Origin of the sequence: Flavobacterium sp. 102 (assembly GCF_003634615.1) — a bacterium.
GTDB lineage: Bacteria > Bacteroidota > Bacteroidia > Flavobacteriales > Flavobacteriaceae > Flavobacterium.
On sequence record NZ_RBKX01000001.1, the window covers coordinates 512,653 to 537,375 of the forward strand.

Sequence of the window (24,723 nt, forward strand, 5' to 3'; positions counted from 1 at the left end):
TGCGGTTAACCTTTTATTTTATCACTTCCACCCATTGGCCTTTAGTGCGTGCTAAAAACTCATTGTCATACATCGCTTCACACTGCAATCCCGGCAAATAATATTTACCCAAATAAGAAGCGTTCAACAAGATTTTAAACTGTCGAGTTTCAGCCGCTTTCAAACTGAAATAATAATTGGCGCGGTCATCACGAATATCGATATAATCCGCTAGATTACTTGTTGCATCCCCAAAATCAGTATAACGTGTATTCACAATTTCAAATCCGGAAGGCAGAATTTGCGACAAGGCGATGTTCTCTACTCTTTCGTTTTTGCGATTCGTTAAAGTCACTTCTGCATAGAATTCGGTGCCTTGTGCAATTTTCGAAACATTGATGGCTTTGCCTTTTCGGTCTTTGAAAACCACATTGGCTGTTACATTATTTTGCATCGGTTTTTCGCTTCCCACCGGAAGAATACCGCTATTCAAGACGCGAACAAACAACGTATTCTTTTTATTGTTCTTAATCGTCACCGAATTATTGCCCATTTTTATTTTCAAGTCACGTTGGGCAATTGTTTTATCTGTCGTGATGACTTCCGATTTTCCGGAATTCGTATACGAAATAGATACGCCTTTAGGACCATTCGACTTGGCAAATTTTGCCATCGCATAAAGCCCATAAGCGGTAGTTTGCGTACTCATCCATTGTTGGCTCGAAAGGTTTTTGGCCAATTTAGTCGCCATGGCAAACGCTTTTGGTTTCTGACCTAACAATATCAAAGTTTCCAACGCCATCGCTCTGTTTCTATCGGCTGAACCATAGTAATAATGGTAATAATTGTTGTCTGTTACTTGCTCATCAATAAACGATTTGCTCAATAACGACATTCCGGCAGCATTTTGTTTGACCAAAGCATAACTCGCCGCCAAACGCAATTTACTTTCGTTAGAAATACCAACGGTTTCACGCAGTCTGTTCATCGACGCCAAATCGGCAGAACCGGCTAAGGCTAAAGTGTACAAACGATACGCTTGAGCAAAATCATTGCCGTATTGTTTTTCGTAACGCCATTGTTTGGCTTGCTTTTGTTGGTACGAAATCCATTTCGTTTTGAAATTAATCGGTAACAAATAACCTTTTTTCTCGGCTTCAATCAAGAAATGTCCGGCATAAGAAGTTCCCCAATCATCGGTATCAGAATTGCCCGGCCAATAAGACAAACCACCATTCGCTTGTTGGAAATTACCCAAACGTTGAATTCCGGCGGTAACATTTTTCTGAATTTTTTGTTTGTAAGTGGCATCCAAATCCATGATTTCAGTCAAATACAATTGTGGAAATACCGAAGAGGTCGTTTGCTCAACACAACCGTGAGGATATTGAACTAAATAATTCAATCTTCTTCCGAAATCGACTGTCGGTACCGAAGAAACTTCCATTTTGGCTTTGTTGCTTCCGCTGACGCCAAAGGTTTTCCAGGTTACCGTTTTAGAACTATTTGGCGGAATCACCACATCGGTAAAGTCATTCGTTACCGGATTCGGATTGGTCACATCAATCTCAACGGTGTAAGTCGATTTTGCTGCACCGGAAGTCGCGATGATGTCAATTTTACCAATACCGGTTGTGGCTCCGACTTCCAAATTGAAGTACGCCATTTTTTCATCAGGTTCGGTGAATTTCACAATTTGACTGGCATTTCCAACAACTCTAACGCTACTATTGGTTTTGATTTGTAGTGTTACATTTTTGATGTGTTTCTCAGTCGCAAAAAGCGTCACCGGAATCGTTACTTTTTCCGAAGGCGAAATTTTTCTCGGTAACGAAGCCAAGATCATCAACGGGCTTTTCACTTGTGTGGCTTTTTCGGCCATGCCATAAGCACTGGTTTTAGCATCCGCAGCTACGACCATCGTGCGAACCGAACCGATGTATTTTGGCAAAGTAATTTTATGTGTTTTGGAACCGCCATTCAATTCAAATGGTCCGAGATACATCACGACCGGTTTAAAACGATTCGCTTTTTTGGCTTTGCCACCACCGGCATCAGCATCACCACCAATACTGAATACTTGGTTGACTTTTCCGCCATAGGCACCAATGATTTGGTCATAAATATCCCAAGTTCTTACGCCTAAAGCTTCTCGAGTGTAAAAACTGGTCCAAGCATTTGGCGTTTTAAATCGGGTTAAATCCAATAACCCTTCATCGACCACCGCGATAGTATAAGTCATTCTTTTGCCTTTCTTTTCGGAAACTTTTACGTTGATGGTTTGCTCAGGGCGTAAGACATCCGGCATGGAAAGTACCGGTTCCAATACGGTATTTTTATCGACTACTTCAATCGGAACGATGCCGTACATTCTGATTGGCGAATCGTTTTTGGTAGAAGCATGAGGTTGCAATAACGAAATATTGATGTATACATTTGGCGCCATGTCGCCGGTGATTGGCAACTCGACAGTGGTTTCACCCTTTTTGGTTTTGGTCCAAATGGTTTTCAACACTTTGGTTCCGTTTTCAATAGAAATCATTGTTCTTCCGCCTTCGCTCGATGGGAAAAAGATTTTGGCTTTGTCCCCAACGGCATAATTGGTTTTATCGGTAGAGAATTTCAACATCGTAGCCGATTCACCATCGGTGCTTCTGCTTTTGGCAGACCACCAAGGCATATCGATATAGACTTTTATACCGGTGGCGTGACCATCAGTTGGATCGGTTACTCGGATTAAATAATTGCCCCAATCTTCATCGGGAACTACAAAGGATATGCTTCCTTTTCCGGACGCATCCGTATTGGTATAGAAATTTTTGTAGCCAATCGTAGCATTCGAAGTATTGTAGTTCGACAGATTGTCATTGGAAGCATCCCACCACCAACGCGATTGCAAACGGTAAACGCTCACTTGTAAGTTTTTTACCGAACGCGGACGACCATTTTCACTAACGGTTACGATGTCGAAACGGTTGCTTCTGCCGGTTTCAATCATGCCGTACTTATTAGGCTCAGGCGATTTTACTCCGACATACGTTTGGTAAGGCGAATAAGAAGTCGAAGCCACATCGGTACTCACATCACCGCCGTTTTCATAGACTTTAGTAATAAAAGCGGCACGCAACATTCCCGGTGCTTGCCCTTGAATCGTTGGTTTGATTGGAATGGAAGCACGACCTTGGGCGTCTACTTTTCCGGAAAAAATATTGATTTCTTCGGTATAGAAACTTTTCGTTGGATCATCAAAAACGTATTTGTCAAAACCTTTGAATGTCGTTACCTGTTGGGAGAACTTGGCTTGGACTTCAGTTTTTAAATCTTTGGCAACAGCGCCGTGCAACCACAACACTTGGATATTATTTACATTGTCTTTGCTCGCCGAAAGAATTGGCTCATTGAAACTGTTTTTGATTTTCAAACGATTGGGTTTGATGGTTTCAATTTTGATGCTTTTGTAAAAACGAGCGCCACCAATACTGATTACCGCTTCCCAATTTCCGGTAATGTCTTCAGTTTCGGTTGGAATGATAAATTTGTAATGATTGAGATCATTTAGTTTTTGAACGGCTTCGTAAACGGTTTTACCGTTCGGGTCGTTCATTTTTAATTTAATCGGATGTGATGCCGGCAGTTTATTCGCATTATCATTTAAAATAAAAGACAAATACACCGTATCACCCGGACGCCAGACGCCTCGTTCCCCATAGATATAGCCTTTCAATCCTTTTTGTAAAGTTTCTCCGGAAACATCGAAGTTACTCACGGACAAAGACAATTCATCGTCCAATTTCACATACGTACTTTGATCACCGTCACTCACGATAGCGAAATAGGCGTATTTTTCTAACTGGAAAGAAACCATTCCGTCGCCATCTGTAGTTGAAGAAGCTATTTTTTGTTGTTGGTAGTTGTACAAATCGACTTTGGCTCCACGAACAGCGTCGGTAGAAATGATATCACTCACTGCAATGACGATAGATTTATCGGTGCCGCGTTTGGCAATTACCCCTAAATCACTGGCTAAAATATTAGTCCCTAATCTCGTGTTGTAAAAATAATAATCCGAGCATGGATCTTGGCTTTCGCGCCATTCGTAATCTTGCTCATAGTAATAGTCATATCCACTGTTGCTGTAATTCACATCATTTTCATCAACTTCTTCATCGTTATTGCTTTCCTCATAATAGCCTTCGTCTTCTTCGTCCTCTGAAGTGGTTTGCGAAGTACATTTGTACATCGAATAGTCCTTTTTATACGAGAATTCCACACGGTAAATCGCTCCGGGTTCCGGTTTGATAATTTTAGAAAGATCTAAAGCATAGGTATTCCACTTGGTGTAATCGATGAGATTATTTTGTTTTAATTCGATTTTAGATTTCGCAATAGATTGACCTACTTGTCTCAGATTTCGAGTACCGTTGAGTTCATTATTTTGCAAAAACTGCAGAATATTATTTTTATAGATTTTGAAAATTTTGACATCAACTGCATTCAGATTGGCCGCTTCGAAATTGATTTTTAAGTTATTGGAACTTGGTAAAATAGTTCCGCTTTTCAACAACTTTACGCCGGGTTTGATTTGGTCAAATTGCAACCTTTCAGAATAATTGCTCTTCATTTTATACCCATCGATATTTTCAATCCCTTGAAAAACTTCTATCAATTTAGTTCCTGAAAAACCCGTTTCCTGAGATTGAACTGCCTCAACAATTTCTTCAAAAGCAACCGCTGCGACGGTATCAACCGCTGTAGAATCATACACTTCTGCGACAGCAACAGCTTCATTGGCAATGCCTTTGTCAACTTTAGAGGCAGGTTCTTTATTGTAAAAGACTTTGAGTACGTTACCCATTGTAGTAAACTTGAGATTGGCGGTATTTTCAATGGCCACTAATCCTTTGAAATCTTGGTCTTTTTTTAATGGATCAGAAAAATTAATCAATACCGATTGGTTGTTGGCATCGCCGACTTCAATCTTTAAAACTTTAAATTGATTTTTGCCCGGAATCGGGAATTTAGCCACGCCTTTTTGGTCGATATCAACATCGTCTCCATCCCAATTGATAATGATTTCCGTGTCATCGTCAAAACGTTGGATACTGTCAATCATAAATTTAAAATCGGTAGCGGTACTTACTGCTTTGTCGAATTTTATCTTTAGTTTTTTATCGTTCTGAGTGGCTTCGATTATTTTTTGGGCATCTTCAAAACTCAAATTGTCTGCCGTTTTCAGATTTCCGTTTAAGTAATACCAATCTTTACTGTAAGATTGCAAATCCTGAGTATTGACTATAAAATCCTGCTTAATCGTTTTTACTGAAAAGTTGAAATCTTTGAGTTCTTTGGGAACATTGTTCGTGATTTCTGAAAGATGTAGCGTGATTTGGTACAAAGTGTTTTGTTCCAATTTGTCTTTAGGTATAAACGCAATAGTGTTGGGTGAAAGCGCTACTACTTTCCCTTTCACACTAGGTGAAATGTCGAATAAGTCTTCCTCTAACTCTTGGTTGGGCTTCCAATCGCTTTTGTTGAAGGCCAATTGAACCCTAAAGTCCGAGTTGACCGAGACAAATCCCGATGAAAATCCTGTAATGTAATCTTTGTAGAGTAATGGATCTGAATCAAAATCGGAGGCCGATTTTTTAGAACAGGATTGCCATAAAAAAACGGCAACAAGCAAACCGAGAATCTTACTGGTTTTCATCGTTTAATAAGAGATTATTTGTTAGAACTTATTCCTTGGAAAATTTTTCCCAATTAGCATTATAACGTTAAAAATATTAAAATATTATTGATGTTATGAATTATTTTTTAGGAATATTTTTCTTAAAGTTTTATTTCCTTCTAGAAGCAAAAAAGCGCACCATTAAATCCGAAGCTTCTTGGGCCAAAATCCCTTTAATTACTTGGGTTTTCGGATGAAGTTGTGTGCCCAAATTTTGAAAACCACGTTGCTCATCTGAAGCGCCGAAAACTACTTTAGAAATTTGACTCCAATACAATGCTCCGGCACACATTTGACATGGTTCTAAAGTAACATATAAAGTACAGCCTTTTAAGTATTTTCCACCGATAAAATTCGCTGCCGAAGTAATGGCTTGCATTTCGGCATGAGCAGTAACATCGTTGAGCATTTCGGTAAGATTGTGTGTTCTTGCGATGACTTTATTATCGATTACAATTACGGCTCCGACCGGAATTTCGCCTTTTTCAAAAGCCAGTTCAGCTTCCTGCAAAGCTTTTTTCATAAAATACTCGTCGGTGAAAGGATTTTCCATAAAACAAAAATACAATTTCAATTCGTACATTTGTCTCATGGTTAAAAAATTGCTTGAACAGATTAACAATCCCGCTGATTTGCGAAAATTAGACGTAGCTCAATTGCCCGAATTGGCGGCAGCGTTGCGCGAATTTATTATTGATATTGTTTCGGTAAAAGAAGGTCATCTCGGAGCGAGTTTGGGTGTAGTCGAATTGACGATTGCTTTGCACTATGTGTTTAATACGCCCGAAGATTTATTGGTTTGGGATGTTGGCCATCAAGCTTATGGTCATAAAATTTTAACCGAAAGAAGAACCAAATTCGATACCAATCGCCAACTCGGCGGACTTTCCGGTTTTCCTAAACGAAGTGAAAGTGTTTATGATACTTTTGGCGTTGGCCATTCTTCTACTTCAATTTCTGCCGCTTTGGGTATGGCGATTGCTTCCCAATTGAAAGGCGAAAACAAACACCATATTGCGGTAATCGGTGATGCTTCTATTGCCAGCGGAATGGCATTTGAAGGTTTGAATCATGCCGGTGTAACTGATGCAGATTTATTGGTAATTTTAAACGATAATGCTATCGGAATTGACCCAAGTGTTGGTGCCTTGAAAAACTATTTGACTGCGGTTAAAGAAGGCAAAAATCCGAAGCAGAACAACATAATTAAATCGTTGAACTTTAATTATTCGGGGCCGATTGACGGTCATGATTTGCCAACATTAATCAAAGAATTAGAGCGACTCAAAAAAGTAAAAGGACCGAAGTTTTTACACCTCATCACCACCAAAGGGAAAGGCTTACAAAAAGCCGAAGAAGACCAAGTGAAGTATCACGCGCCTGGAAAATTTGATGCCGCTACGGGAGAAATTCACAAAACTTCTACCGAAAATCTGGCGCCGAAATTCCAAGATGTTTTTGGGTTAACCTTGGTTGAATTGGCTAAAAACAATCCGAAAATCATTGGAATCACACCGGCAATGCCCAGCGGAAGTTCAATGAAATTTATGATGGACGCTTTTCCGAAACGCGCTTTTGATGTTGGGATTGCCGAGCAACACGCCGTAACCCTTTCCGCCGGAATGGCTACGCAAGGCATGGTTGTTTTTTGCAACATTTATTCGACCTTTTTACAACGCGCTTATGACCAAGTGATACACGATGTGGCTTTGCAAAATCTTCCGGTAATTTTTTGTTTAGACCGCGCAGGATTAGTGGGTGAAGATGGCGCAACGCATCACGGTGTTTTTGATATTGCTTACTTGCGCTGTATTCCGAATTTGATAATTTATGCGCCGAAAGATGAAATCGATTTACAAAATATACTTTACACCGCTTCGTTAGGTTTGAAACATCCTATTGCGATTCGATATCCTCGTGGTCGAGGAAAAAATACCGATTGGAAATTGCCGACGGATTTTCAAAAAATTGAAATCAGGAAAGCGGAGAAATTGAAAAAAGGTAAAAAAATAGCCGTTTTATCCACCGGAACGATTGCCTATAATGTTACTGCAGCTATTAACGAAATAGAAGATTCCGGTAATATTGCGCATTATCATTTTGGGTTTATCAAGCCTTTAGACGAAAAGAAACTACACAAAATCTGCGACAAATTCTCCACCATCATTACAGTCGAAGATGGTGTCACCACCGGTGGTTTTGGAAGCGCGATTTTGGAGTTCTCCGCCAAAAATGATTATGTCAACGAAATTTATCTTTGTGGCGTACCCGATTATTTTATCGAACATGGCACTGTTGACGAGCTGCAACAATTCTGCAACATTGATGTTGATGGTTTAAAATCGCTTTTTTCTACTTTACTCGAGGAAGAGGAAGAAGATTAGGAGTTGCTACGTCAATAAGTTATAATAAATCCGTCAGAAGATATCTTTTATTCTGTTATAGATACTTTTAATATCGTTTCTTTTACTTTTTATACCTTCGAATTTACTTCTAACAACTTCACTTATACTTCTAACAGCTTTACTTAAGCTTTTAATGCTTAAGAATTTACTTCTAACAAATTTACATATACTTTTAAATATTAAATCTATAGTTATAATAACTTATTTTATACATTTACTATACAAATTTGTTTAACCAAGCTAAAATTACTTGTTATGAGAATCGGACTCAACAATATTCACACCGGCATTTTACTAACCAAAGTGATAAAAGAGAAACATATTTCAAATCCGGCATTAGGAAAAATGATTGGAAGAATTCCGCTGTCTGTTAAGCAGTATAAACAAAAAAGCACCATGCAAACGGCTGTTTTGGCGGAGATTTGCCATGCCTTGCAGCATAATTTCTTTAGTGATATGGCCGATAAGTTGCCACAACATTTTACTAAAAACCAACCCAATACCGATAAGATTAATCAGGAGAAAGACGCGTTAATTGCACAATTACAGGAAGAGAATAAAGTCTTGAAAATACAGAATGATATTTTGCTGGAGATTCAAAGAGGAAAGGTTTAAGGTGGTTGTTTTGGGTTAAAAGAATAAATCAGCTATTACTGAAAACTACTGTTAATTGCTGGACTTAATAAATTTGTTCACAATTCAATTATAAGTACACAAAAAGTGTATTTAGTTTATTTGCAAATACATTAAATTTGTTATCGTAGTTTTAATTTTATTATAATGAAAATAGTTTCTTTTTTCGCAGGTGCGGGTGGTTTAGATTTAGGTTTTGAAAAAGCTAAAAAAATTTCAATTAAAAATATTGCATAATATGGATACTATTAAATTTCAAAACAAAGAATACAAAGCACGAGAAATAGAGCTTAACGAATTGGGCAAAATTTTAGTTTCAACAACAAGTTTGAATAATGCTTTAATGATTAATGGAAGCAATTATGTTTCAAATGAAGCAGAAAACATTGATGAAAGGATTTACTATTTCATTGAAGAAGACGAAATAGAATTGAACGAAACAGATTTAGTTAAATTAATTAGTTCGCAAACAGTATGATTAGGTTTCAATTTTTTCCGAGGTCTCAAGGTATAACAAATAGAATTCAAGATGTTATTACTTGTTTTGAAATTGAAGTTGATAAAATAAAGTCTCCCGATTTTAATTTGTCAAGTAATGAGGTTTTAGAGTTAATTAGACCGCACTTAGAAAAAATAGATTTTACTTGTGAAACAGGAAAATCCAAAGAAAAAAAAATTAGCGTTCCTGTTTTATTTGGTTACGATAATAAAATAGACAAAGCTTTTAATGCAGATGCTGTAAGTAATGATGGTAAAATCGTTATTGAAATTGAAGCTGGTAGAGCAACCGAGAACAATCAATTCCTCAAAGATATTTTTCAAGCTTGTATGATGTTTGAAGTTGAATATTTAGTAATTGTAGTACGGAATGTTTACAGAGGACATAAAGATTTTGAAATTATACACACTTTTTTAGAAACACTTTATATTTCAAATCGCCTTCATCTTCCTTTAAAAGGAATCTTATTAATTGGTTATTAGTACACTTATCATCGAGACTTGCACCTAACGTAGTGATAACGGTGGTTTAAGCCGTCACTATTTTATTCAACTCCACCGCTTTTCCATCGGTTAACATCGAGATGAAATGACAAATATGAAGCAATCTTTCATAGAGACTTTCTTTTTCCAAATGGTGTTTTTCGGGAAGGATTTTCATTAACAATTTATCGTAATTTGTGGCTTTGCCATCATACGTATTGTTGTAAGCCGTGATGAATTTGTCCAACAAATTATTGATGATTTGGTAACCCGAAAGCTCTTTTTCAATCACTTCGCGGCTTTGGTAAATGTTCTTTACACTTAGCTTAATGATGTCATCCATTTGGGCTTTGTACTTGCTTTTATCGGTCAAAGCGAAATGGAATTCTCCTTTCAGAATCGCTTCTTCATTTTCAACAAACACACGAACAGCATCGTTGATTAAGTTGCCAATGGCTAACGCGCGCAAATAACTGATTCGGTCTTCTTTGGTGGTTAACGTTTGGTATTTTGCGGCGTCAATGGTGTCTTTGACCAATTTGATTAAATATTCTAATGCGTAATCTTCGGAAACTAAGCCGAGATTGATGCCGTCTTCAAAATCGATTATCGTGTAACAAATATCATCGGCGGCTTCTACTAAAAACGCTAACGGATGGCGTTCATAACCCACATCTGCTCCGGTTTTGTTGGAAATCATGCCCAATTCTTCGGCAACTTCTTTGAAAAAAGCAACATCAGATTGAAAGAAACCATATTTTTTATCGGCTATATTTTTGGTGGGTTTTTTAGGCAAACTTTCTTTCGGGTATTTGGTAAAAGCACCCAATGTTGCATACGACAAACGCAAACTGCCTTCAATTCCCGGACGAGAACTCGTCAATACTGAAAACCCATTGGCATTGCCTTCAAAATCGATTAAATCTTGCCATTGCTTTGGCGTTAATTGGTCTTTGTATTGTTGGCCTTTTCCAATTGAAAAATATTCACCAATTGCTTTTTCCCCTGAATGTCCGAATGGTGGATTGCCAATGTCGTGTGCCAATGCGGCTGCGGCAACAATGGCCCCGAAATCGTTCATGTGATATCCATGGATTTCTTTTAGATACGGGTATTTTTCAATGATTTTTTTGCCAACCAATCTTCCTATGGAACGACCAACTACCGAAACTTCCAAACTGTGCGTTAACCTTGTGTGCACAAAATCGGTTTTGGATAATGGAATCACTTGGGTTTTATCTTGTAAACTTCTGAAAGCTGACGAAAAGATAATACGATCATAATCGACTTCAAAGCCGAGACGCGTGTCGTCTTGTTCGATGCGCAATCTTTTGCCGGTGTCGCCTTGGCGTTTTAAAGATAAAAGTTGTTCCCAGGTCATGGTGATTAAGGATTAAGCCCTTCGACTCCCGATAGCTATCGGGACAGGGTGACAGTTAATTAGTTTTATCAAAAATACATTTTTAATTTAGACTTTTCTTCATGCAAACGCTGTTTTCAACACCAATGTATTGTCCAAAATTATCTATGATTTCATAGCCTAATTTTTGGTATAACCCAATGGCGTCTTTTTGGAGATAACCGGTTTCGAGTATGGCAAATTGATAACCTTCTTCTTTCGCCCAAAGTTCTAATTCGGTTACAATGGCTTTCGCGATTCCTTTGCCTCGGTATTCGGGCAACGTGTACATTCGTTTGATTTCAACGGTTTCGGAATCGTATTCTTTATAAGCACCAATGCCAACCGCTAGGTCATTTTCATAACAAACTAATGCATTTTTAAGCAAATTGCTTTTATTAAATTGGGCATAAAAGGCGTGATCTTCACCGTCCAGAATTCTCAAATAAGCATCGAGTTGGATGACTAAGTCCCCAAAATCTTTGTTATCCGAAGTGGTTCTGACCGTTGAAATCATTCTTATTCTTCGTTAGGCGTTGTTGCGGTATAAAACAATCGCTTTTCTGCTTCCAATGCTCTTTTATCAACAACATAGGTTTTCGAAATGCTGTCGTGCCAAGTGCGAGCCGGAAAACCGATGATAGACAACGCATTAAACGGAATCAATCGGCACAACGAACGCATTAAAATCATTTCGTTATGGGGTTTTTCTCCGTTTTGATCAACTACTATGGTTTGGGTGATCCATTTTCCAACTGTTCTGGCAGAGAATATCTCAAAAACATTGTAATAAAACAGCGCGATACAAGTAGTAATGGTGTATTGTGCCAAAGTATTGGTCGGCAAACTGTTCACAAAACTCTTGTCGCCACTGGCTTCGGCTTTGGCCACAATAAAAACCAAGACTATAAAGAACAAGATGAGTTGCATTACGGTATCGATTAATAAATTCAGAAACCTTTGACTGTGTGAAGCTAAAAGTTCATCAGATACTGTAAACGGCTTTCGTTGTTCCATAATTTATTCTTTCTGGTTGGCCAAAAAGAAATTCCTCGATTTCTTTGGGTATTGATTGAAACTTTTATCGCTAGGATTAGCAATGACCGTTTTGATATTGATTTCGTCTCCGAGTTTAAAACTCGCTTCGGTGTATTTATAATCCAATAAATATTCGCCACAGAAATAATTTCCGTTTTCGTCTTTTTCTATGATGCCGGTGTAAACCCCTTTTTTTTCTTTTGACATGATGCTTTTATTAATATTTCCAAAAGTAGTTAAAATGAAAACAGCTATCAAATTGACAGCTGTTTTTCTATGTTCTTTATTCTTTTTCTATTCTCTAATTACGATCCACACATTTCGCAATCATCACCACCATTTGCGGCAGCGGCTCTGGCTTGTTCTACCATCGCGGCAAAATCTTCGGCGGTCATTTCTCCGGTTTCGTTTGGTGCTACTACTTCAACGCCTACCGCTTCCGGTTCGGATAAGATTGGTTCGGCTTTTTTATCGTTGTTCAAAGTGAACTTGATGGCGTCAACCGCAGCTTTGGTTCTTAAGTAATACATACCGGTTTTCAAGCCGCTTTTCCAAGCATAGAAATGCATTGACGTTAGTTTCGCATAGTTGGCATCTTGCATAAACAAGTTCAACGATTGCGATTGGTCAATGAAATAACCTCTGTGGCGTGACATATCAATAATGTCTTTCATCGACATTTCCCAAACGGTTTTGTAGAGTTCTTTTAAGTCTTCCGGAATTCTTTCGATGCCTTGCACGGAACCATTGTTGCGCATGATTTCTTGCTTCAAAGTTTCGTCCCATAAGCCTCTTTCTACTAGGTCGGTCAACAAGTGTTTGTTTACCACAATAAATTCTCCCGACAATACACGACGCGTGTAAATGTTAGAAGTATAAGGTTCGAAAGCTTCGTTGTTCCCCAAGATTTGAGACGTAGAAGCCGTTGGCATCGGTGCTACCAATAATGAGTTTCTCACACCATGTTTTACTACTTCTTTGCGCAAACTTGCCCAATCCCATCGGCCTGATAATTCTTCGTCTTTGATGTTCCAAAGGTTGTGTTGGAACAAACCTTCTGAAATTGGCGAACCTTTAAAGCTTGAATAAGGTCCTTCTTCTTTTGCCATTTCCATGGAAGCGGTTACGGCGGCGAAGTATAAGGTTTCGAATATTTCTTGGTTTAATTGTTTCGCTTCATCGCTGGTGAATGGCATTCTCAATAAAATAAACGCATCGGCCAAACCTTGTACGCCTAATCCAACCGGACGGTGACGCATGTTAGAGTTCTCAGCTTCTTTTACCGGATAGTAATTTCTGTCGATTACTTTGTTCAAGTTGCGGGTTACGCGTTTGGTTACGTTGAATAACAATTCGTGGTCGAATTTGTTGTTGCTGACAAACATTGGCAACGAAATGGAAGCCAAGTTACAAACGGCAATTTCGTCTTCAGACGTGTATTCCATGATTTCAGTACACAAATTAGACGAACGAATGGTTCCCAAATTCTTTTGGTTCGATTTTCTGTTCGCGGCATCTTTGTACAACATGTATGGTGTTCCGGTTTCGATTTGTGATTCGAGGATTTTCTCCCAAAGTTCACGTGCTTTTACCGTTTTTCTTCCTTTTCCTTGTGCTTCGTATGAGGTGTACATCGCTTCAAACTCATCGCCGTAAACATCACATAATCCCGGACATTCATTTGGACACATTAAAGTCCATTGCGCATCTTCTTCTACGCGTTTCATGAACAAATCTGAGGTCCACATCGCGAAAAATAAATCACGCGCACGCATTTCTTCTTTTCCGGTGTTCTTTTTCAAATCTAGGAATTCGAAGATATCGGCATGCCAAGTTTCCAAATAAATGGCAAAACTTCCTTTTCTTTTTCCGCCGCCTTGGTCAACGTAACGCGCGGTGTCGTTGAATACACGCAACATTGGAACGATTCCGTTGGAGGTTCCGTTTGTACCACGAATGTACGAACCGGTTGCACGAACGTTATGAATTGACAAACCAATTCCACCGGCTGATTGCGAAATTTTCGCCGTGTTTTTTAATGTATCGTAAATACCATCGATGCTGTCATCTTTCATCGACAACAAGAAACAAGACGACATTTGTGGTTTTGGTGTTCCTGCGTTGAATAATGTTGGTGTTGCGTGGGTAAAGAACTTTTTCGACATTAAGTCGTAAGTTTCGATTACCGATTCTAAGTCGTTTAAGTGAATTCCAACCGACACACGCATTAACATGTGTTGTGGACGTTCTACGATTTTACCGTTGATTTTTAACAAATACGAACGCTCTAAGGTTTTGAAACCAAAGTAATCGTAGTTAAAATCACGGTTGTATATGATGTGAGAGTTTAAAAACTCGGCATTTTCCTGAATAACTTGATGTACTTCCTCTGAAAGCAATGGTGCTTGTTGGTTCGTTCTAGGATTTACATAGTGAAACATTTCGTTCATTGTTTCTGAGAACGATTTATTGGTATTTTTATGTAAGTTAGATACCGCAATACGAGCGGCTAATTGAGCGTAATCCGGGTGTGTTACTGTCATTGATGCGGCTGTTTCCGCAGCTAGGTTATCTAATTCAGAAGTAGTTACTCCATCGTACAAACCTTCAATAACTTTCATCGCTACTTTTACAGCGTCTACCAATTCATTCAAACCATAGCATAGTTTTTTAATTCTATCTGTGATTTTGTCAAACATTACCGGTTCTTTGTGACCGTCTCTCTTTACTACGTACATAAATTTTGTTTTGTGAAATAGAAAATCCCTTCGCTACTTCGAGTTACTTGTTTTGTTTTTGTTAATCCCTTAACTTCCCATGAAACTTTCGCCTCACAGAAAACTTCAAAAAAATTTGAAATATTTTTAAAAATCAGCGTCGAAACTGATTTTTTGATCGTCGGTATCTTTTGACATTACGCCTGCTTTTTGGTATTCAGCTACGCGTTTTTCAAAGAAATTGGTTTTTCCTTGTAACGAAATCATATCCATGAAATCGAAAGGATTATTAGAATTGTAAACTCTTTTGCACCCAAGCTCAACTAATAATCTGTCGGCTACAAATTCTAGATATTGTGTCATTAAATTGGCGTTCATCCCAATCAAACTTACCGGAAGCGACTCAGTGATAAATTCTCTTTCGATAGTCAAAGCGTCAGTGATGATTTCGGTAATTCTGGCTTTAGACACTTTATTTACCAAATGGTGATTGTGCAAATGCACGGCAAAATCGCAGTGAACGCCTTCGTCACGAGAAATTAATTCGTTTGAAAAGGTCAATCCCGGCATTAAACCACGTTTTTTCAACCAGAAAATCGAACAGAAAGCGCCTGAAAAGAAAATTCCTTCTACGGCTGCGAAAGCGATTAGTCTTTCGGCGAATGAATCGGAACTAATCCATTTCATTGCCCAATCGGCTTTTTTCTTAACGGCAGGAAAAACGTCAATGGCGTTGAACAATTGATTTTTCTCGGCTTCGTCTTTTACATAGGTATCAATCAACAACGAATAAGTTTCGCTGTGGATGTTTTCCATCATGATTTGGAAACCGTAGAAAAACTTGGCTTCCGGATATTGTACTTCATTTACAAAATTTTCGGCCAAATTTTCATTTACAATTCCGTCAGAAGCGGCGAAAAAAGCTAAAATATGTTTGATGAAATATTTTTCATCGTTGCTCAACTTGTTATTCCAATCGGATAAATCTTGGTGCAAGTCGATTTCCTCGGCCGTCCAAAAACTGGCTTCCATTTTTTTATACCAATCCCAAATATCATGATGTTTGATTGGGAAAATCACGAAGCGGTTTTTGTTTTCTTGTAATATTGGTTCGATAGCAGCCATTTTGAAATTATTATTGATTATTGGGGTGATTTTTATTAAAATCTGTCTGTTACAAAGATTGTCAAACGAAACGTAAAATGAAAGCCAAACTTATTCACAATCGGCTCTAGTTTTTAACAAATAAGCGTTTTGTTTAATTTTTTTGAACATATTTCAACTTGTTGATTTTCAATAAATTAGTTTTTTGAAAAACGTCAAAAAGCCCTAAAACAAAGGAAGTTAAGAATTTACTGATGGGTAAATTTTAACATTTCAGCAACTTCTGAAAGCGGTTTTTTCAGCCTAAAAAAAGAGCGGTTTTTCGCTTGAAAAAACCGCTCTCTGCAAAGTGTACTTTTATTTCTTATTTGTCATCCGAAATATAGGTTTTATTACCATTAGAGTTAATATAATACCTTCCTCCTCTTGGCCCGGTATACACTTTTTTACCTTTATAATTTCCTGTCACCTTGTCTTTATTATTCTTAGGTGCTTTCTCGTTGGAGACTCTTTCTTTTATTGTTTTTTTAGTTTTGGCTTCTGTTTTATTGGCTGTTGCTTTTGCTTTTCCGGCTGCTGAATTTGCTTTCCCGGTGGCTGATGCTTTGTTTTCTTTTACTTTATAGCGCTTATCCGGCGTGCCGTCTTTTTTTAAAGGTGCTTTGGTTGTGGTTTTAAAACGCTTATCCGGTGTGCCGTCTTTTTTCAAACGTGTTTTGGCTTCTTTCTCCGCTTTGGCTTTAGCTTCTTTTTCCTTTAAAGCCTTTTCTGAAGTTGCTTTGGCCGTCTTCATTTGATCTGTAAGCTTTTCTTGAGCATTCGTGTTTACTATAAAAGCAAAAAGAAAACACATTAAAAATAGTTTTTTCATCGTGATTAATTTAAATATTTACCTAGACTAAAAGTAAGAAAAAAATAAATGCAAAGTATTATTTACCATTAAAAATATGCTCTCAATTGAACATTTCCGGTGTGAATCGTCTTGCTGGTTTCGGTTTTTCTGCCTTGATAATTGATATTGATATCTAAAAATTGAGTCAAATTCTTTTGCAACAACAATCTCCATGTCAAATTTTTCCCCGGTTGTAATCCTTCTAACATTTGAAAAGCCACCGGTAATAAGGCATCGCCAACAAACTTATTGTCATACAAGGAAAATTCGCCATTCATCGTAAACTTCTTTTCACTGGCATAAGAAAACGAAGTCCCGAAACGACTTTGCTTTAATTGCTCCGAATTGCCTATTTGATTTTCTTTGTTTTGGTATTCATAAAATATATCCCAACTGGCATTTTTATTAAATAAATAGGAAATTTTTGGGTTGATTTGATAGGCTTTGACTTCAAAATTTTTGCTTGCATAATTTTCAGAAAATAAAGTAGTTTTAATGGTTTTGGCGCCTAAATTAAACAACCAGGTTTTTTGAAATAAATGCGTGTACTGCAATTGATGCGATTTGTTTTCGCTTTCTTGCGAACCAACTGAAAGGAGCGTTTGGAGCTCGTTTTGGGTAAAAGTATAAGTTGTGGAATGTTTTTGTTTGCCGCGGTTGTAAAACAAACTATTACGAAAACTGGTATTCAATCCTAATAAATTGTCATCGTCTTTGGAAAACGGATTGAGATCGAAATTGTCTCCGTTTCGACGAATTTTTCGTTCTATCAAATACGACGTTTGGTTGTAAAAATGAGACAGCACTTTCTTAAAACCTTTAGCATTTTGCCATTGCACTGGATTCAAGGTAAGCGATTGTGAAAACTTGTTCTGATGGGTTTTGACAAAAATCTGATTCGGCAAAAACACCCGAACATACCTCGCTTGATCGGGAAATGGCGCGATTTCAAATTCTTGTAATTCTTGAATTCCATTGTTGTTGTAGTCAATCCAAGTGTAAACGCCTTGTCCGGGTTCGACTTCGAGATAGGTAAACTCTTGTTGAGCAATCGTTCCGGAGGTAGTTTCATAAGCTGTCGTGACTTGGGCAAATTGTTTGAAAAACTGGTCATTGTACAACAATCTTGAGTTTAAAGACGGTTCGTTTCCTCTTGTCGCATCTTCAAATTTCAAATTTCTGTAGTTGACAAATAAAGCCAAATTGGTTCTGTCAGTTTGAATCAATTTTGATTTTAAATAATAGGAATGTGAAGTATTTACTTTTTGTAAAAAACCGTTTTGCAAACTGTCGTTCACGCGTTGCAAATAACCCAATTCGACAAAGACTTTCGTACTATCGCCTCGACCGACAAAAGCGCCATATTCAGTAAATCTTTGGCTCAAGGCTGACAATTGATTCGTAGCCACCAGTTTTTCCTTGTTGTCTTCTAAGCGTAAACTACCGCCAACCCAATTCTTTTTGAAATGATAACGCGCTTGGGATTGGTTTCGAATAAAAGTAGATTTCGCATAATCGCCATCGCTATTTAAAACGCTGGTATTTTGCAATAAATTCCAATCTTTGAGTTTGAAAAATCCATTCACCAAATGACGATTTCCCGAAAAGCTTTCTGAAAAATCTAACTTTTCAAATTGATAAGTCAACTTCCCTTTTTCGGGTAAAGTAAAATCTAAACCGTTAATCAACAAACTCTGATTGCCTTCAAAAGTCGTTAAATTCCAATCGCGATTGAATTCAATATTAAACAAACGCTCAATGGTTCGGAAATTTTCTTGTACATATTGGTAATTCCCAAACGCATCAATTTGCCATTTCTTGGAAAACAGTCTTTGTTTGAAATTCAGTTTTCCGGCAACTCCTTTATTATTGTTGTCATCTTGCGAAGAAAATAAATTTTGATCATTGTTGCTTAAGCCAATTTCGAAATCAACCAAAGTCTTTTCACTCGGATTGTATTTTCCTAAAACTGTTGCGATTTGAATTTTCGTTGGCGCAATCAATCGGGTAATTGGCTCATAATTCCCTTGAGGAATACCGGCAACTGGTTCGATATACTGGTAAATTCGACCGATAGCGGCGGTATTGGTTAAGGTGTAATTCCCTTGGTTGTTTCCGACCAAAGTGAATTTTACATTATATAATTCGTCGTCAGGATTGTTAGAATATTCGAAAACTTCTACGGTATTTACAAAGATTTTTTTATATAAAATTTTATTTTCAGAATAGGTATCTAAATACGCTGAAGGCGCATTCATCAGGTTGACATCGTCTCCGGCATTCGCCAAAATAGCGACTTGTTCAGGTGACAAACTTTGTTGCAACGGTTGGTTTTTAACATCATTTTCAGAATACAAATAACCACCTAAACTCCAATTCTTAGAAGTGTGATTTGCTCCGCCATAAGTCACAAATCGGGTGTAACTTCTATCCGAATATTGGTATTCAATGACGATTCGCATTTCGGAAGTAATTGGAAACAATGACGTAAACGTAATTTCTCCGGCGTTATAGTCGATGATGTAATCGTTGTTTTCGCCGCGTTTTTTCAGAATTCCATTAACATAAACCCGTTCGGAACCTGAAATCACCAACACATACAATTCACCATTGTTCCCGCGTAATTTATAAGGCCCTTGATTCCCTTCTTGTCCGGTAAACGCACTTTTGGCATATTGTCCGCGAACCAAAGCCGCTGAAGCAAATATCTCGGTTTTGTTTTCTTCACCGCCAAAAGTAAAACGCGTAGATAATCCTTGCACTTTCTTATTGAAATTCAAAAAGCGCGATTGTCGGTTTTCGAGGAATAAATCACCGGCGCGAATGTTCCATTTATCGGTGAATAATTCGATGAAAATTTGATCAAATTCATCCAATTTTTGCGAATATCCGTTGTCTTGCAAAGGAATATTGGAATCTTGAATCGAGGCACGAAGCGAGACTTTGTCCGAAATTTTTCCGGTGATTTGCAAATCGAGATTGGACGTGACGGAAGCATTTTGATTATTCCCAATCGTAACGCCACGCGTAATACTTCCGGAAGTATTTAGTCCGTCAAACGGAACAAATTTTTTGACCGAACGATTGACCTGAAAAAGATTTCCGGCTTCATTCGGAACCACTTTGTCTTGGTCGTAAATGCTGTAAGTCTTTGTTAAATGTTCAGGATATTTGAAATAGCGAATGGTCAAACTGTCTGCGGAAGTAAATCCATTTTTGAAGAATAATTTCCCGGTTTTAAATTCGACTTTGTAGAATGTCGTATCGATTTCTTTGCCTTCGCGTGTCAGTAATTTGAAGAAACTTGGGCTGATGCTTACTTTTTCAATAGCAATAGTATCTTGGGAAACGGCAACTTTTTTGGTTTGGTACAACGATTTGATTTCCTGAGCCGAAAGACCGGAAAAACCAAATAACACCAACAATAGTAGCCGTTTTTTAAACATATCATTTATAACGTAAAAATAGTCGATTTAATATAAAAAACCGCGAACACACTATATTTTCGGCATTCGCGGTTTTTATGTTTGCTCATTTTATGTTTACTCTTTCGTCACCACTTGCATGGTTTCTCTCGAAATCTGTTTTAACAATACCGTTTTGCCTTTCTCCACCATTTCGGCGGCTTCTTTATTGAAGTGACGAATGGTATATAAAGACACGTTTTCGTTGTAAGCTACTTTAAATTTTTTAGACAAAATGGCTTTCAACTCGTTGAAATTGCCAAATTTATCTTCGATACTTACTGAAAAACTAATGGCCGAGTTCTGAATCAAACTCACTTTCATTTTGTATTGGTGGAACAAGGCAAAAATTTCGCTGATGTTTTCTTCCATAATAAAAGAGAAATCGATAGAGGATAACGAAATCAACAATTGGTCTCTTTTAACGATATAACATGGTGTATGCGGCTCTAAATCTTTTCCTTTGGAAACGCTGGTTCCCGGCAATAGCGGATTGATAAATGATTTTACATGCAACGGAATTTCTTTTTTCTGTAACGGTTGTAACGTTTTTGGGTGAATTACTGTTGCGCCGTAAAACGCTAACTCTATGGCTTCGCGATAAGAAATTTGGTTTAACAAAATCGCATTTTCAAAATATCTCGGATCGGCATTCATCACACCCGGAACGTCTTTCCAGATGGTTACGCTTTCTGCATTTAAGCAATAGGCAAAAATCGCGGCGGTATAATCGGAACCCTCACGGCCTAAAGTTGTGGTAAAATTATTTTCATCCGACCCTAAAAATCCTTGAGTGATATTGAGTGCTTTTTTCTTTACGCCTTTTGAAATTAATTGTTGGGTTTTTTCCCAATCAACATTCGCATCACGGTAAGTATTGTCTGTTTTGATAAAATTTCTAACATCAATCCAATTGTTTTTTAAACCGGCTTGATTGAAATAATGACTGACAATCGTAGTGGAAAGAATCTCCCCATAACTCACAACTTGGTCATAAACATAGTTGTAATTAGGCGATTTGCTGCTTCTGATAAAATATTCTAAATCGGCGAAATGACTATTTACCGCGAAATACACATCGTGTTCTTCGTCTTCAAATAAATCCATCAAAATTTGGTAGTGGTACTTCTTGACTTCTTGTAGTGAGGAATGCAATTCATTCGACTTCTCGAAGTAATTCTTGATTACTAATTCTAAAGCATTAGTGGTCTTTCCCATGGCGGAAATCACCAAAAGCGTGTCTTCATGACCTACTTTTTCTAATACACTAAATACGTTTTTAATACCTTCAGCATCTTTTACTGATGCTCCCCCAAATTTGAAAATTCTCATAATTAATTAAATTCCTTTGTTTAAAATTTCAAATCCCAATTTTTTTACTATTGAGATTTGTGCTTTTTTATTTGATTTTCAGATCTCTCAGAAAATTGGAAATTCCTTGCTCGTCCATTTGAACAACGTCCCAATCTTCTAAGACTTTCGCCCCCGATTTTTTATAAAATTCTACCGCCGGCGTATTCCAATCTAAGACATTCCATTCGATTCTTCGAACGTTGTCTGCTTTGCCTTGTTCCATAATTTTGGTATACAAAGCAAATCCCAAACCGGTGCCGCGCATTTTTTCTTTGACAATTAAATCCTCCAAATGAATAGTTTTCCCTTTCCAAGTCGAATAACGATAATCATACAACGCCATTCCAACGATCTGCTTCGCCTGTTCGCTATCGCTCGGGTCGCCACCAACCTCAGCTACGAAAGTGTAGAACAATGGATTTTCACCAAAACCATCACGTTCCAAATCGGCTACTGTTACGACAACTGCATCAGGTTCTTTTTCAAAAACTGCCAATTCTCGGATTAAATCCAGTACGGCCTTCATGTCGTTTTTTGTCCCTTTTCGGATGTTCATTTGGGTCAATTTTTTTTACTTCGCAACAATTCGACCTAAAGGTCTCGAGTGGCAAAAATACAATTTATAATTTCTTTGCGAAATAGATTTTTTCTTGGGCAAATTTAGCGATATTTGCAACCACAACTACATCGATTTCGCAATGGAAGAACGCAACAAAACACTTGGTGAATTTATCATCGAAAAACAAGAGGAGTTTAAATATTCCTCAGGAGAATTATCCAGAATCATCAATTCCATCCGATTGGCGGCAAAAGTCGTAAACTATAAGGTAAACAAAGCCGGATTGGTAGATATCATCGGTGCTGCCGGAGACCAAAACATTCAAGGCGAAGACCAACAAAAGTTGGATGTATATGCCAATGAAGTTTTTATTCAAACTTTAATCAACCGTGAAATTGTCTGCGGAATTGCTTCGGAAGAAAATGATGATTATATTACTGTTGCCGGTTCAGATAAAACACATAGTAATAAATATGTTGTTTTAATGGATCCTCTAGATGGTTCCTCTAATATTGATGTGAATGTTTCCGTGGGAACTATTTTTTCAGTTTACCGAAGAGTAACTCCGGTTGGAACTCCGGTTACTACTGCCGATTTTTTACAACCCGGAACGCAACAAGTAGCAGCCGGTTATGTGATTTACGGAACTTCAACGATGTTGGTGTATACAACAGGTCACGGCGTTAACGGATTTACTTTGAATCCGGCGATTGGAACATTTTATCTATCGCATCCGAATATGCAGTTTTCAAAAGATGGTAATATTTATTCCATCAACGAAGGTAATTATGTGCATTTTCCACAAGGCGTAAAAGATTATCTAAAATACTGTCAGCTGGAAGAAGGTGATAGACCTTATACTTCGCGTTATATCGGCAGTTTAGTTTCCGACATTCACCGTAATATGATTAAAGGCGGCATTTATATTTACCCAACCAGCTCTAAAGCACCTAACGGAAAATTGCGTTTGCTATACGAATGCAACCCAATGGCGTTCATTGCTGAACAAGCCGGCGGAAAAGCCTCAGACGGCTTTGGAAGAATCATGGAGATTAGCCCGTCAGAATTACACCAACGCGTTCCTTTCTTCTGTGGAAGCTACAATATGGTAGAGAAGGCTGAAGAGTATATGGCCAAATACGTTTAAAAAAAGCCCTGATTTCTCAGGGCTTTTTTTATTACTTATTCATATGAGTCATTTCGTAAACGAAAGTGTCTGAATCTACATTCATCACCAATAACGACAACGCTTTATCAACAATATAAGGCACGTTACCCGGAGTAAATCCTAAAGCCAAAGCAAACTTGGTCAAAATCTCTTTCTGTTTTGGTCCAAGAACATGGTCAGCATAAACCATACGCGTCAAATCATACAAACGCTCTAATCTTTGAGAGTGCAAATACGGTGGATTGATTGGGTATTTTAAAGGATTTTCTAAAATCTCTTCATATTCTGCTGCTGAAATTTCTAAACGAGAAGCCAATTTATCCAAAAATTCTTTTTCCTCTTTGCTCATATCACCATCGGCAATGGCCACACGAACAATAGCTGAAAAATGTCCTTTGTTTCTGCTTTTGAACTCGCTATCAAATAAATCTGAAATTGACATAATTTTATTGGTTTTAATACTGCAAATATAAGCCAATTTACTTTTTTAGAAAACCAATTCGCAAAATGTTTTTCATCGATTTTTGGGTTTGTTTTTCTAAGGCAATTAAAATTAATTGTAAGTTTACGTTCCAAACAACCAAACCATAATGTCAGATTTCTGGATATACTTCAATCTCGGATTAAAACATGTGCTTGATATTTCTGCTTATGACCATGTTTTATTCCTCTTAGCCTTAACCGTTCCTTACGATGCCAAAGCCTGGAAACGAATTTTAATTTTAGTTTCCTTATTTACCTTGGGACATACATTATCTTTATTCTTGGCTGTTTTTGAAATCATAAAAATCAATCCAACCTTCATTGAATTTTTAATTCCAATCACCATCTTGATTACCGCTATTTTCAACCTGTATTCAACCGGAAAATCAGCCAAAAAAGACAACATGACTTTCATCGGTTTTATCACTGTTTTTTTCGGAATCATACACGGCTTAGGATTTTCAAATTACTTCAACAGCATCCTTTCCGGAAAACCTACCGACAAATTATTACCCATGTTTGAATTTGCATTGGGCATTGAAGCGGCACAAATCATTGTGGTAATCGCCTCATTAATGCTTGCCTTTGTCTTTCAAACGCTACTAAAATTCTCCAAACGCGATTGGATTTTAATGATTTCTGCTTTTATTATTGGCGTCGTGATTCCGATGATTTTACAAAGTGAAATTTGGGTTAAATAATTGTTCAGAAGTGAAAGGTTTAGGTATATTTGCTATCCATTTTCCCGCTATCTGTTACAATCTTTTTTAAATTACCACGGGTTAAAACCCATGGCAAGTCAAAAAAGGATTTCCACGAC

The 24,723-nt window shown here is 37.7% G+C and carries 20 protein-coding genes; 7 read left to right on the forward strand and 13 right to left on the reverse strand.

The features are described 5' to 3' along the window. Positions 1-13: 13 nt before the first annotated feature. Positions 14-5,686: an alpha-2-macroglobulin gene (locus C8C84_RS02290; RefSeq protein ID WP_121311989.1), complete on the reverse strand. Its 5,673-nt coding sequence runs from the start codon at positions 5,684-5,686 to the stop codon at positions 14-16. Between the two features lie 130 nt (positions 5,687-5,816). Then, the gene (locus C8C84_RS02295; protein WP_121314943.1) at positions 5,817-6,260 is read right to left on the reverse strand and encodes a nucleoside deaminase; all 444 of its coding nucleotides are present in this window, start codon (positions 6,258-6,260) and stop codon (positions 5,817-5,819) included. Between the two features lie 37 nt (positions 6,261-6,297). On the opposite strand from C8C84_RS02295, the gene C8C84_RS02300 reads away from it, so the two are divergent. From C8C84_RS02300 to C8C84_RS02320, 5 genes are all read left to right on the forward strand, one after another. Further along, the gene (locus tag C8C84_RS02300) at positions 6,298-8,091 is read left to right on the forward strand and encodes a 1-deoxy-D-xylulose-5-phosphate synthase (RefSeq protein ID WP_121311990.1); all 1,794 of its coding nucleotides are present in this window, start codon (positions 6,298-6,300) and stop codon (positions 8,089-8,091) included. A gap of 276 nt (positions 8,092-8,367) precedes the next feature. Next, entirely contained in the window at positions 8,368-8,727 is a 360-nt protein-coding gene (locus C8C84_RS02305) for a hypothetical protein (protein ID WP_121311991.1), read from the forward strand. A gap of 165 nt (positions 8,728-8,892) precedes the next feature. After that, on the forward strand, positions 8,893-8,982 hold the full coding sequence (locus C8C84_RS17100; protein WP_121311992.1) for a DNA cytosine methyltransferase: 90 nt from the start codon (positions 8,893-8,895) through the stop codon (positions 8,980-8,982). Between the two features lies 1 nt (position 8,983). Beyond that, the gene (locus C8C84_RS02315; protein WP_121311993.1) at positions 8,984-9,223 is read left to right on the forward strand and encodes a hypothetical protein; all 240 of its coding nucleotides are present in this window, start codon (positions 8,984-8,986) and stop codon (positions 9,221-9,223) included. Beyond that, positions 9,220-9,726 (forward strand): hypothetical protein, encoded by a 507-nt coding sequence (locus C8C84_RS02320; protein ID WP_121311994.1) that lies wholly within the window; start codon positions 9,220-9,222, stop codon positions 9,724-9,726. The genes C8C84_RS02315 and C8C84_RS02320 overlap by 4 nt, the downstream gene beginning before the upstream one ends. Before the next feature lie 46 nt (positions 9,727-9,772). On the opposite strand, the gene C8C84_RS02325 is transcribed toward C8C84_RS02320, so the two are convergent. From C8C84_RS02325 to C8C84_RS02370, 10 genes are all read right to left on the reverse strand, one after another. After that, positions 9,773-11,107 (reverse strand): deoxyguanosinetriphosphate triphosphohydrolase, encoded by a 1,335-nt coding sequence (locus tag C8C84_RS02325; RefSeq protein ID WP_121311995.1) that lies wholly within the window; start codon positions 11,105-11,107, stop codon positions 9,773-9,775. 82 nt (positions 11,108-11,189) lie between these two features. Next, a complete protein-coding gene (locus tag C8C84_RS02330) occupies positions 11,190-11,642 on the reverse strand; it encodes a GNAT family N-acetyltransferase (RefSeq protein WP_121311996.1) in 453 nt (150 codons plus the stop codon). 2 nt (positions 11,643-11,644) lie between these two features. Next, positions 11,645-12,142 (reverse strand): RDD family protein, encoded by a 498-nt coding sequence (locus tag C8C84_RS02335; protein WP_121311997.1) that lies wholly within the window; start codon positions 12,140-12,142, stop codon positions 11,645-11,647. Between the two features lie 3 nt (positions 12,143-12,145). Beyond that, on the reverse strand, positions 12,146-12,370 hold the full coding sequence (locus C8C84_RS02340) for a hypothetical protein (RefSeq protein ID WP_121311998.1): 225 nt from the start codon (positions 12,368-12,370) through the stop codon (positions 12,146-12,148). Between the two features lie 98 nt (positions 12,371-12,468). Next, positions 12,469-14,901, reverse strand: a complete 2,433-nt coding sequence (locus C8C84_RS02345) for a ribonucleoside-diphosphate reductase subunit alpha (protein ID WP_121311999.1) — start codon at positions 14,899-14,901, stop codon at positions 12,469-12,471. Positions 14,902-15,027: 126 nt separating this feature from the next. Next, complete coding sequence (locus C8C84_RS02350) at positions 15,028-16,005, reverse strand: ribonucleotide-diphosphate reductase subunit beta (protein ID WP_121312000.1); 978 nt, start codon at positions 16,003-16,005, stop codon at positions 15,028-15,030. Positions 16,006-16,348: 343 nt separating this feature from the next. After that, positions 16,349-16,855, reverse strand: a complete 507-nt coding sequence (locus C8C84_RS02355; RefSeq protein WP_121312001.1) for a hypothetical protein — start codon at positions 16,853-16,855, stop codon at positions 16,349-16,351. 68 nt (positions 16,856-16,923) lie between these two features. Continuing rightward, positions 16,924-20,322: a hypothetical protein gene (locus tag C8C84_RS02360; protein WP_121312002.1), complete on the reverse strand. Its 3,399-nt coding sequence runs from the start codon at positions 20,320-20,322 to the stop codon at positions 16,924-16,926. A gap of 96 nt (positions 20,323-20,418) precedes the next feature. Next, positions 20,419-21,672 carry an aspartate kinase gene (locus C8C84_RS02365; protein ID WP_121312003.1) on the reverse strand — a complete coding sequence of 418 codons (1,254 nt, stop codon included), beginning with the start codon at positions 21,670-21,672 and terminating at the stop codon, positions 20,419-20,421. Between the two features lie 67 nt (positions 21,673-21,739). Next, on the reverse strand, positions 21,740-22,249 hold the full coding sequence (locus C8C84_RS02370) for a GNAT family N-acetyltransferase (RefSeq protein ID WP_121312004.1): 510 nt from the start codon (positions 22,247-22,249) through the stop codon (positions 21,740-21,742). 142 nt (positions 22,250-22,391) lie between these two features. Between C8C84_RS02370 and fbp the strand changes: the two genes are divergently transcribed. Then, positions 22,392-23,399: a class 1 fructose-bisphosphatase gene (gene fbp, locus C8C84_RS02375; RefSeq protein ID WP_121312005.1), complete on the forward strand. Its 1,008-nt coding sequence runs from the start codon at positions 22,392-22,394 to the stop codon at positions 23,397-23,399. Between the two features lie 31 nt (positions 23,400-23,430). Here the strand turns inward: fbp and C8C84_RS02380 are convergent, their stop codons facing one another. After that, a complete protein-coding gene (locus tag C8C84_RS02380; protein WP_121312006.1) occupies positions 23,431-23,862 on the reverse strand; it encodes a TerB family tellurite resistance protein in 432 nt (143 codons plus the stop codon). 148 nt (positions 23,863-24,010) lie between these two features. Between C8C84_RS02380 and C8C84_RS02385 the strand changes: the two genes are divergently transcribed. After that, the gene (locus C8C84_RS02385) at positions 24,011-24,604 is read left to right on the forward strand and encodes a HupE/UreJ family protein (RefSeq protein ID WP_121312007.1); all 594 of its coding nucleotides are present in this window, start codon (positions 24,011-24,013) and stop codon (positions 24,602-24,604) included. Positions 24,605-24,723: the final 119 nt, after the last annotated feature.

What these genes read in the sequence shown, in the direction of transcription:
- C8C84_RS02290 (WP_121311989.1), bottom strand. Translation starts at nt 5,686, where the DNA reads ATGAAAACCAGTAAGATTCTCGGTTTGCTTGTTGCCGTTTTTTTATGG.
- C8C84_RS02295 (WP_121314943.1), bottom strand. Translation starts at nt 6,260, where the DNA reads ATGGAAAATCCTTTCACCGACGAGTATTTTATGAAAAAAGCTTTGCAG.
- C8C84_RS02300 (WP_121311990.1), top strand. Translation starts at nt 6,298, where the DNA reads ATGGTTAAAAAATTGCTTGAACAGATTAACAATCCCGCTGATTTGCGA.
- C8C84_RS02305 (WP_121311991.1), top strand. Translation starts at nt 8,368, where the DNA reads ATGAGAATCGGACTCAACAATATTCACACCGGCATTTTACTAACCAAA.
- C8C84_RS17100 (WP_121311992.1), top strand. Translation starts at nt 8,893, where the DNA reads ATGAAAATAGTTTCTTTTTTCGCAGGTGCGGGTGGTTTAGATTTAGGT.
- C8C84_RS02315 (WP_121311993.1), top strand. Translation starts at nt 8,984, where the DNA reads ATGGATACTATTAAATTTCAAAACAAAGAATACAAAGCACGAGAAATA.
- C8C84_RS02320 (WP_121311994.1), top strand. Translation starts at nt 9,220, where the DNA reads ATGATTAGGTTTCAATTTTTTCCGAGGTCTCAAGGTATAACAAATAGA.
- C8C84_RS02325 (WP_121311995.1), bottom strand. Translation starts at nt 11,107, where the DNA reads ATGACCTGGGAACAACTTTTATCTTTAAAACGCCAAGGCGACACCGGC.
- C8C84_RS02330 (WP_121311996.1), bottom strand. Translation starts at nt 11,642, where the DNA reads ATGATTTCAACGGTCAGAACCACTTCGGATAACAAAGATTTTGGGGAC.
- C8C84_RS02335 (WP_121311997.1), bottom strand. Translation starts at nt 12,142, where the DNA reads ATGGAACAACGAAAGCCGTTTACAGTATCTGATGAACTTTTAGCTTCA.
- C8C84_RS02340 (WP_121311998.1), bottom strand. Translation starts at nt 12,370, where the DNA reads ATGTCAAAAGAAAAAAAAGGGGTTTACACCGGCATCATAGAAAAAGAC.
- C8C84_RS02345 (WP_121311999.1), bottom strand. Translation starts at nt 14,901, where the DNA reads ATGTACGTAGTAAAGAGAGACGGTCACAAAGAACCGGTAATGTTTGAC.
- C8C84_RS02350 (WP_121312000.1), bottom strand. Translation starts at nt 16,005, where the DNA reads ATGGCTGCTATCGAACCAATATTACAAGAAAACAAAAACCGCTTCGTG.
- C8C84_RS02355 (WP_121312001.1), bottom strand. Translation starts at nt 16,855, where the DNA reads ATGAAAAAACTATTTTTAATGTGTTTTCTTTTTGCTTTTATAGTAAAC.
- C8C84_RS02360 (WP_121312002.1), bottom strand. Translation starts at nt 20,322, where the DNA reads ATGTTTAAAAAACGGCTACTATTGTTGGTGTTATTTGGTTTTTCCGGT.
- C8C84_RS02365 (WP_121312003.1), bottom strand. Translation starts at nt 21,672, where the DNA reads ATGAGAATTTTCAAATTTGGGGGAGCATCAGTAAAAGATGCTGAAGGT.
- C8C84_RS02370 (WP_121312004.1), bottom strand. Translation starts at nt 22,249, where the DNA reads ATGAACATCCGAAAAGGGACAAAAAACGACATGAAGGCCGTACTGGAT.
- fbp (WP_121312005.1), top strand. Translation starts at nt 22,392, where the DNA reads ATGGAAGAACGCAACAAAACACTTGGTGAATTTATCATCGAAAAACAA.
- C8C84_RS02380 (WP_121312006.1), bottom strand. Translation starts at nt 23,862, where the DNA reads ATGTCAATTTCAGATTTATTTGATAGCGAGTTCAAAAGCAGAAACAAA.
- C8C84_RS02385 (WP_121312007.1), top strand. Translation starts at nt 24,011, where the DNA reads ATGTCAGATTTCTGGATATACTTCAATCTCGGATTAAAACATGTGCTT.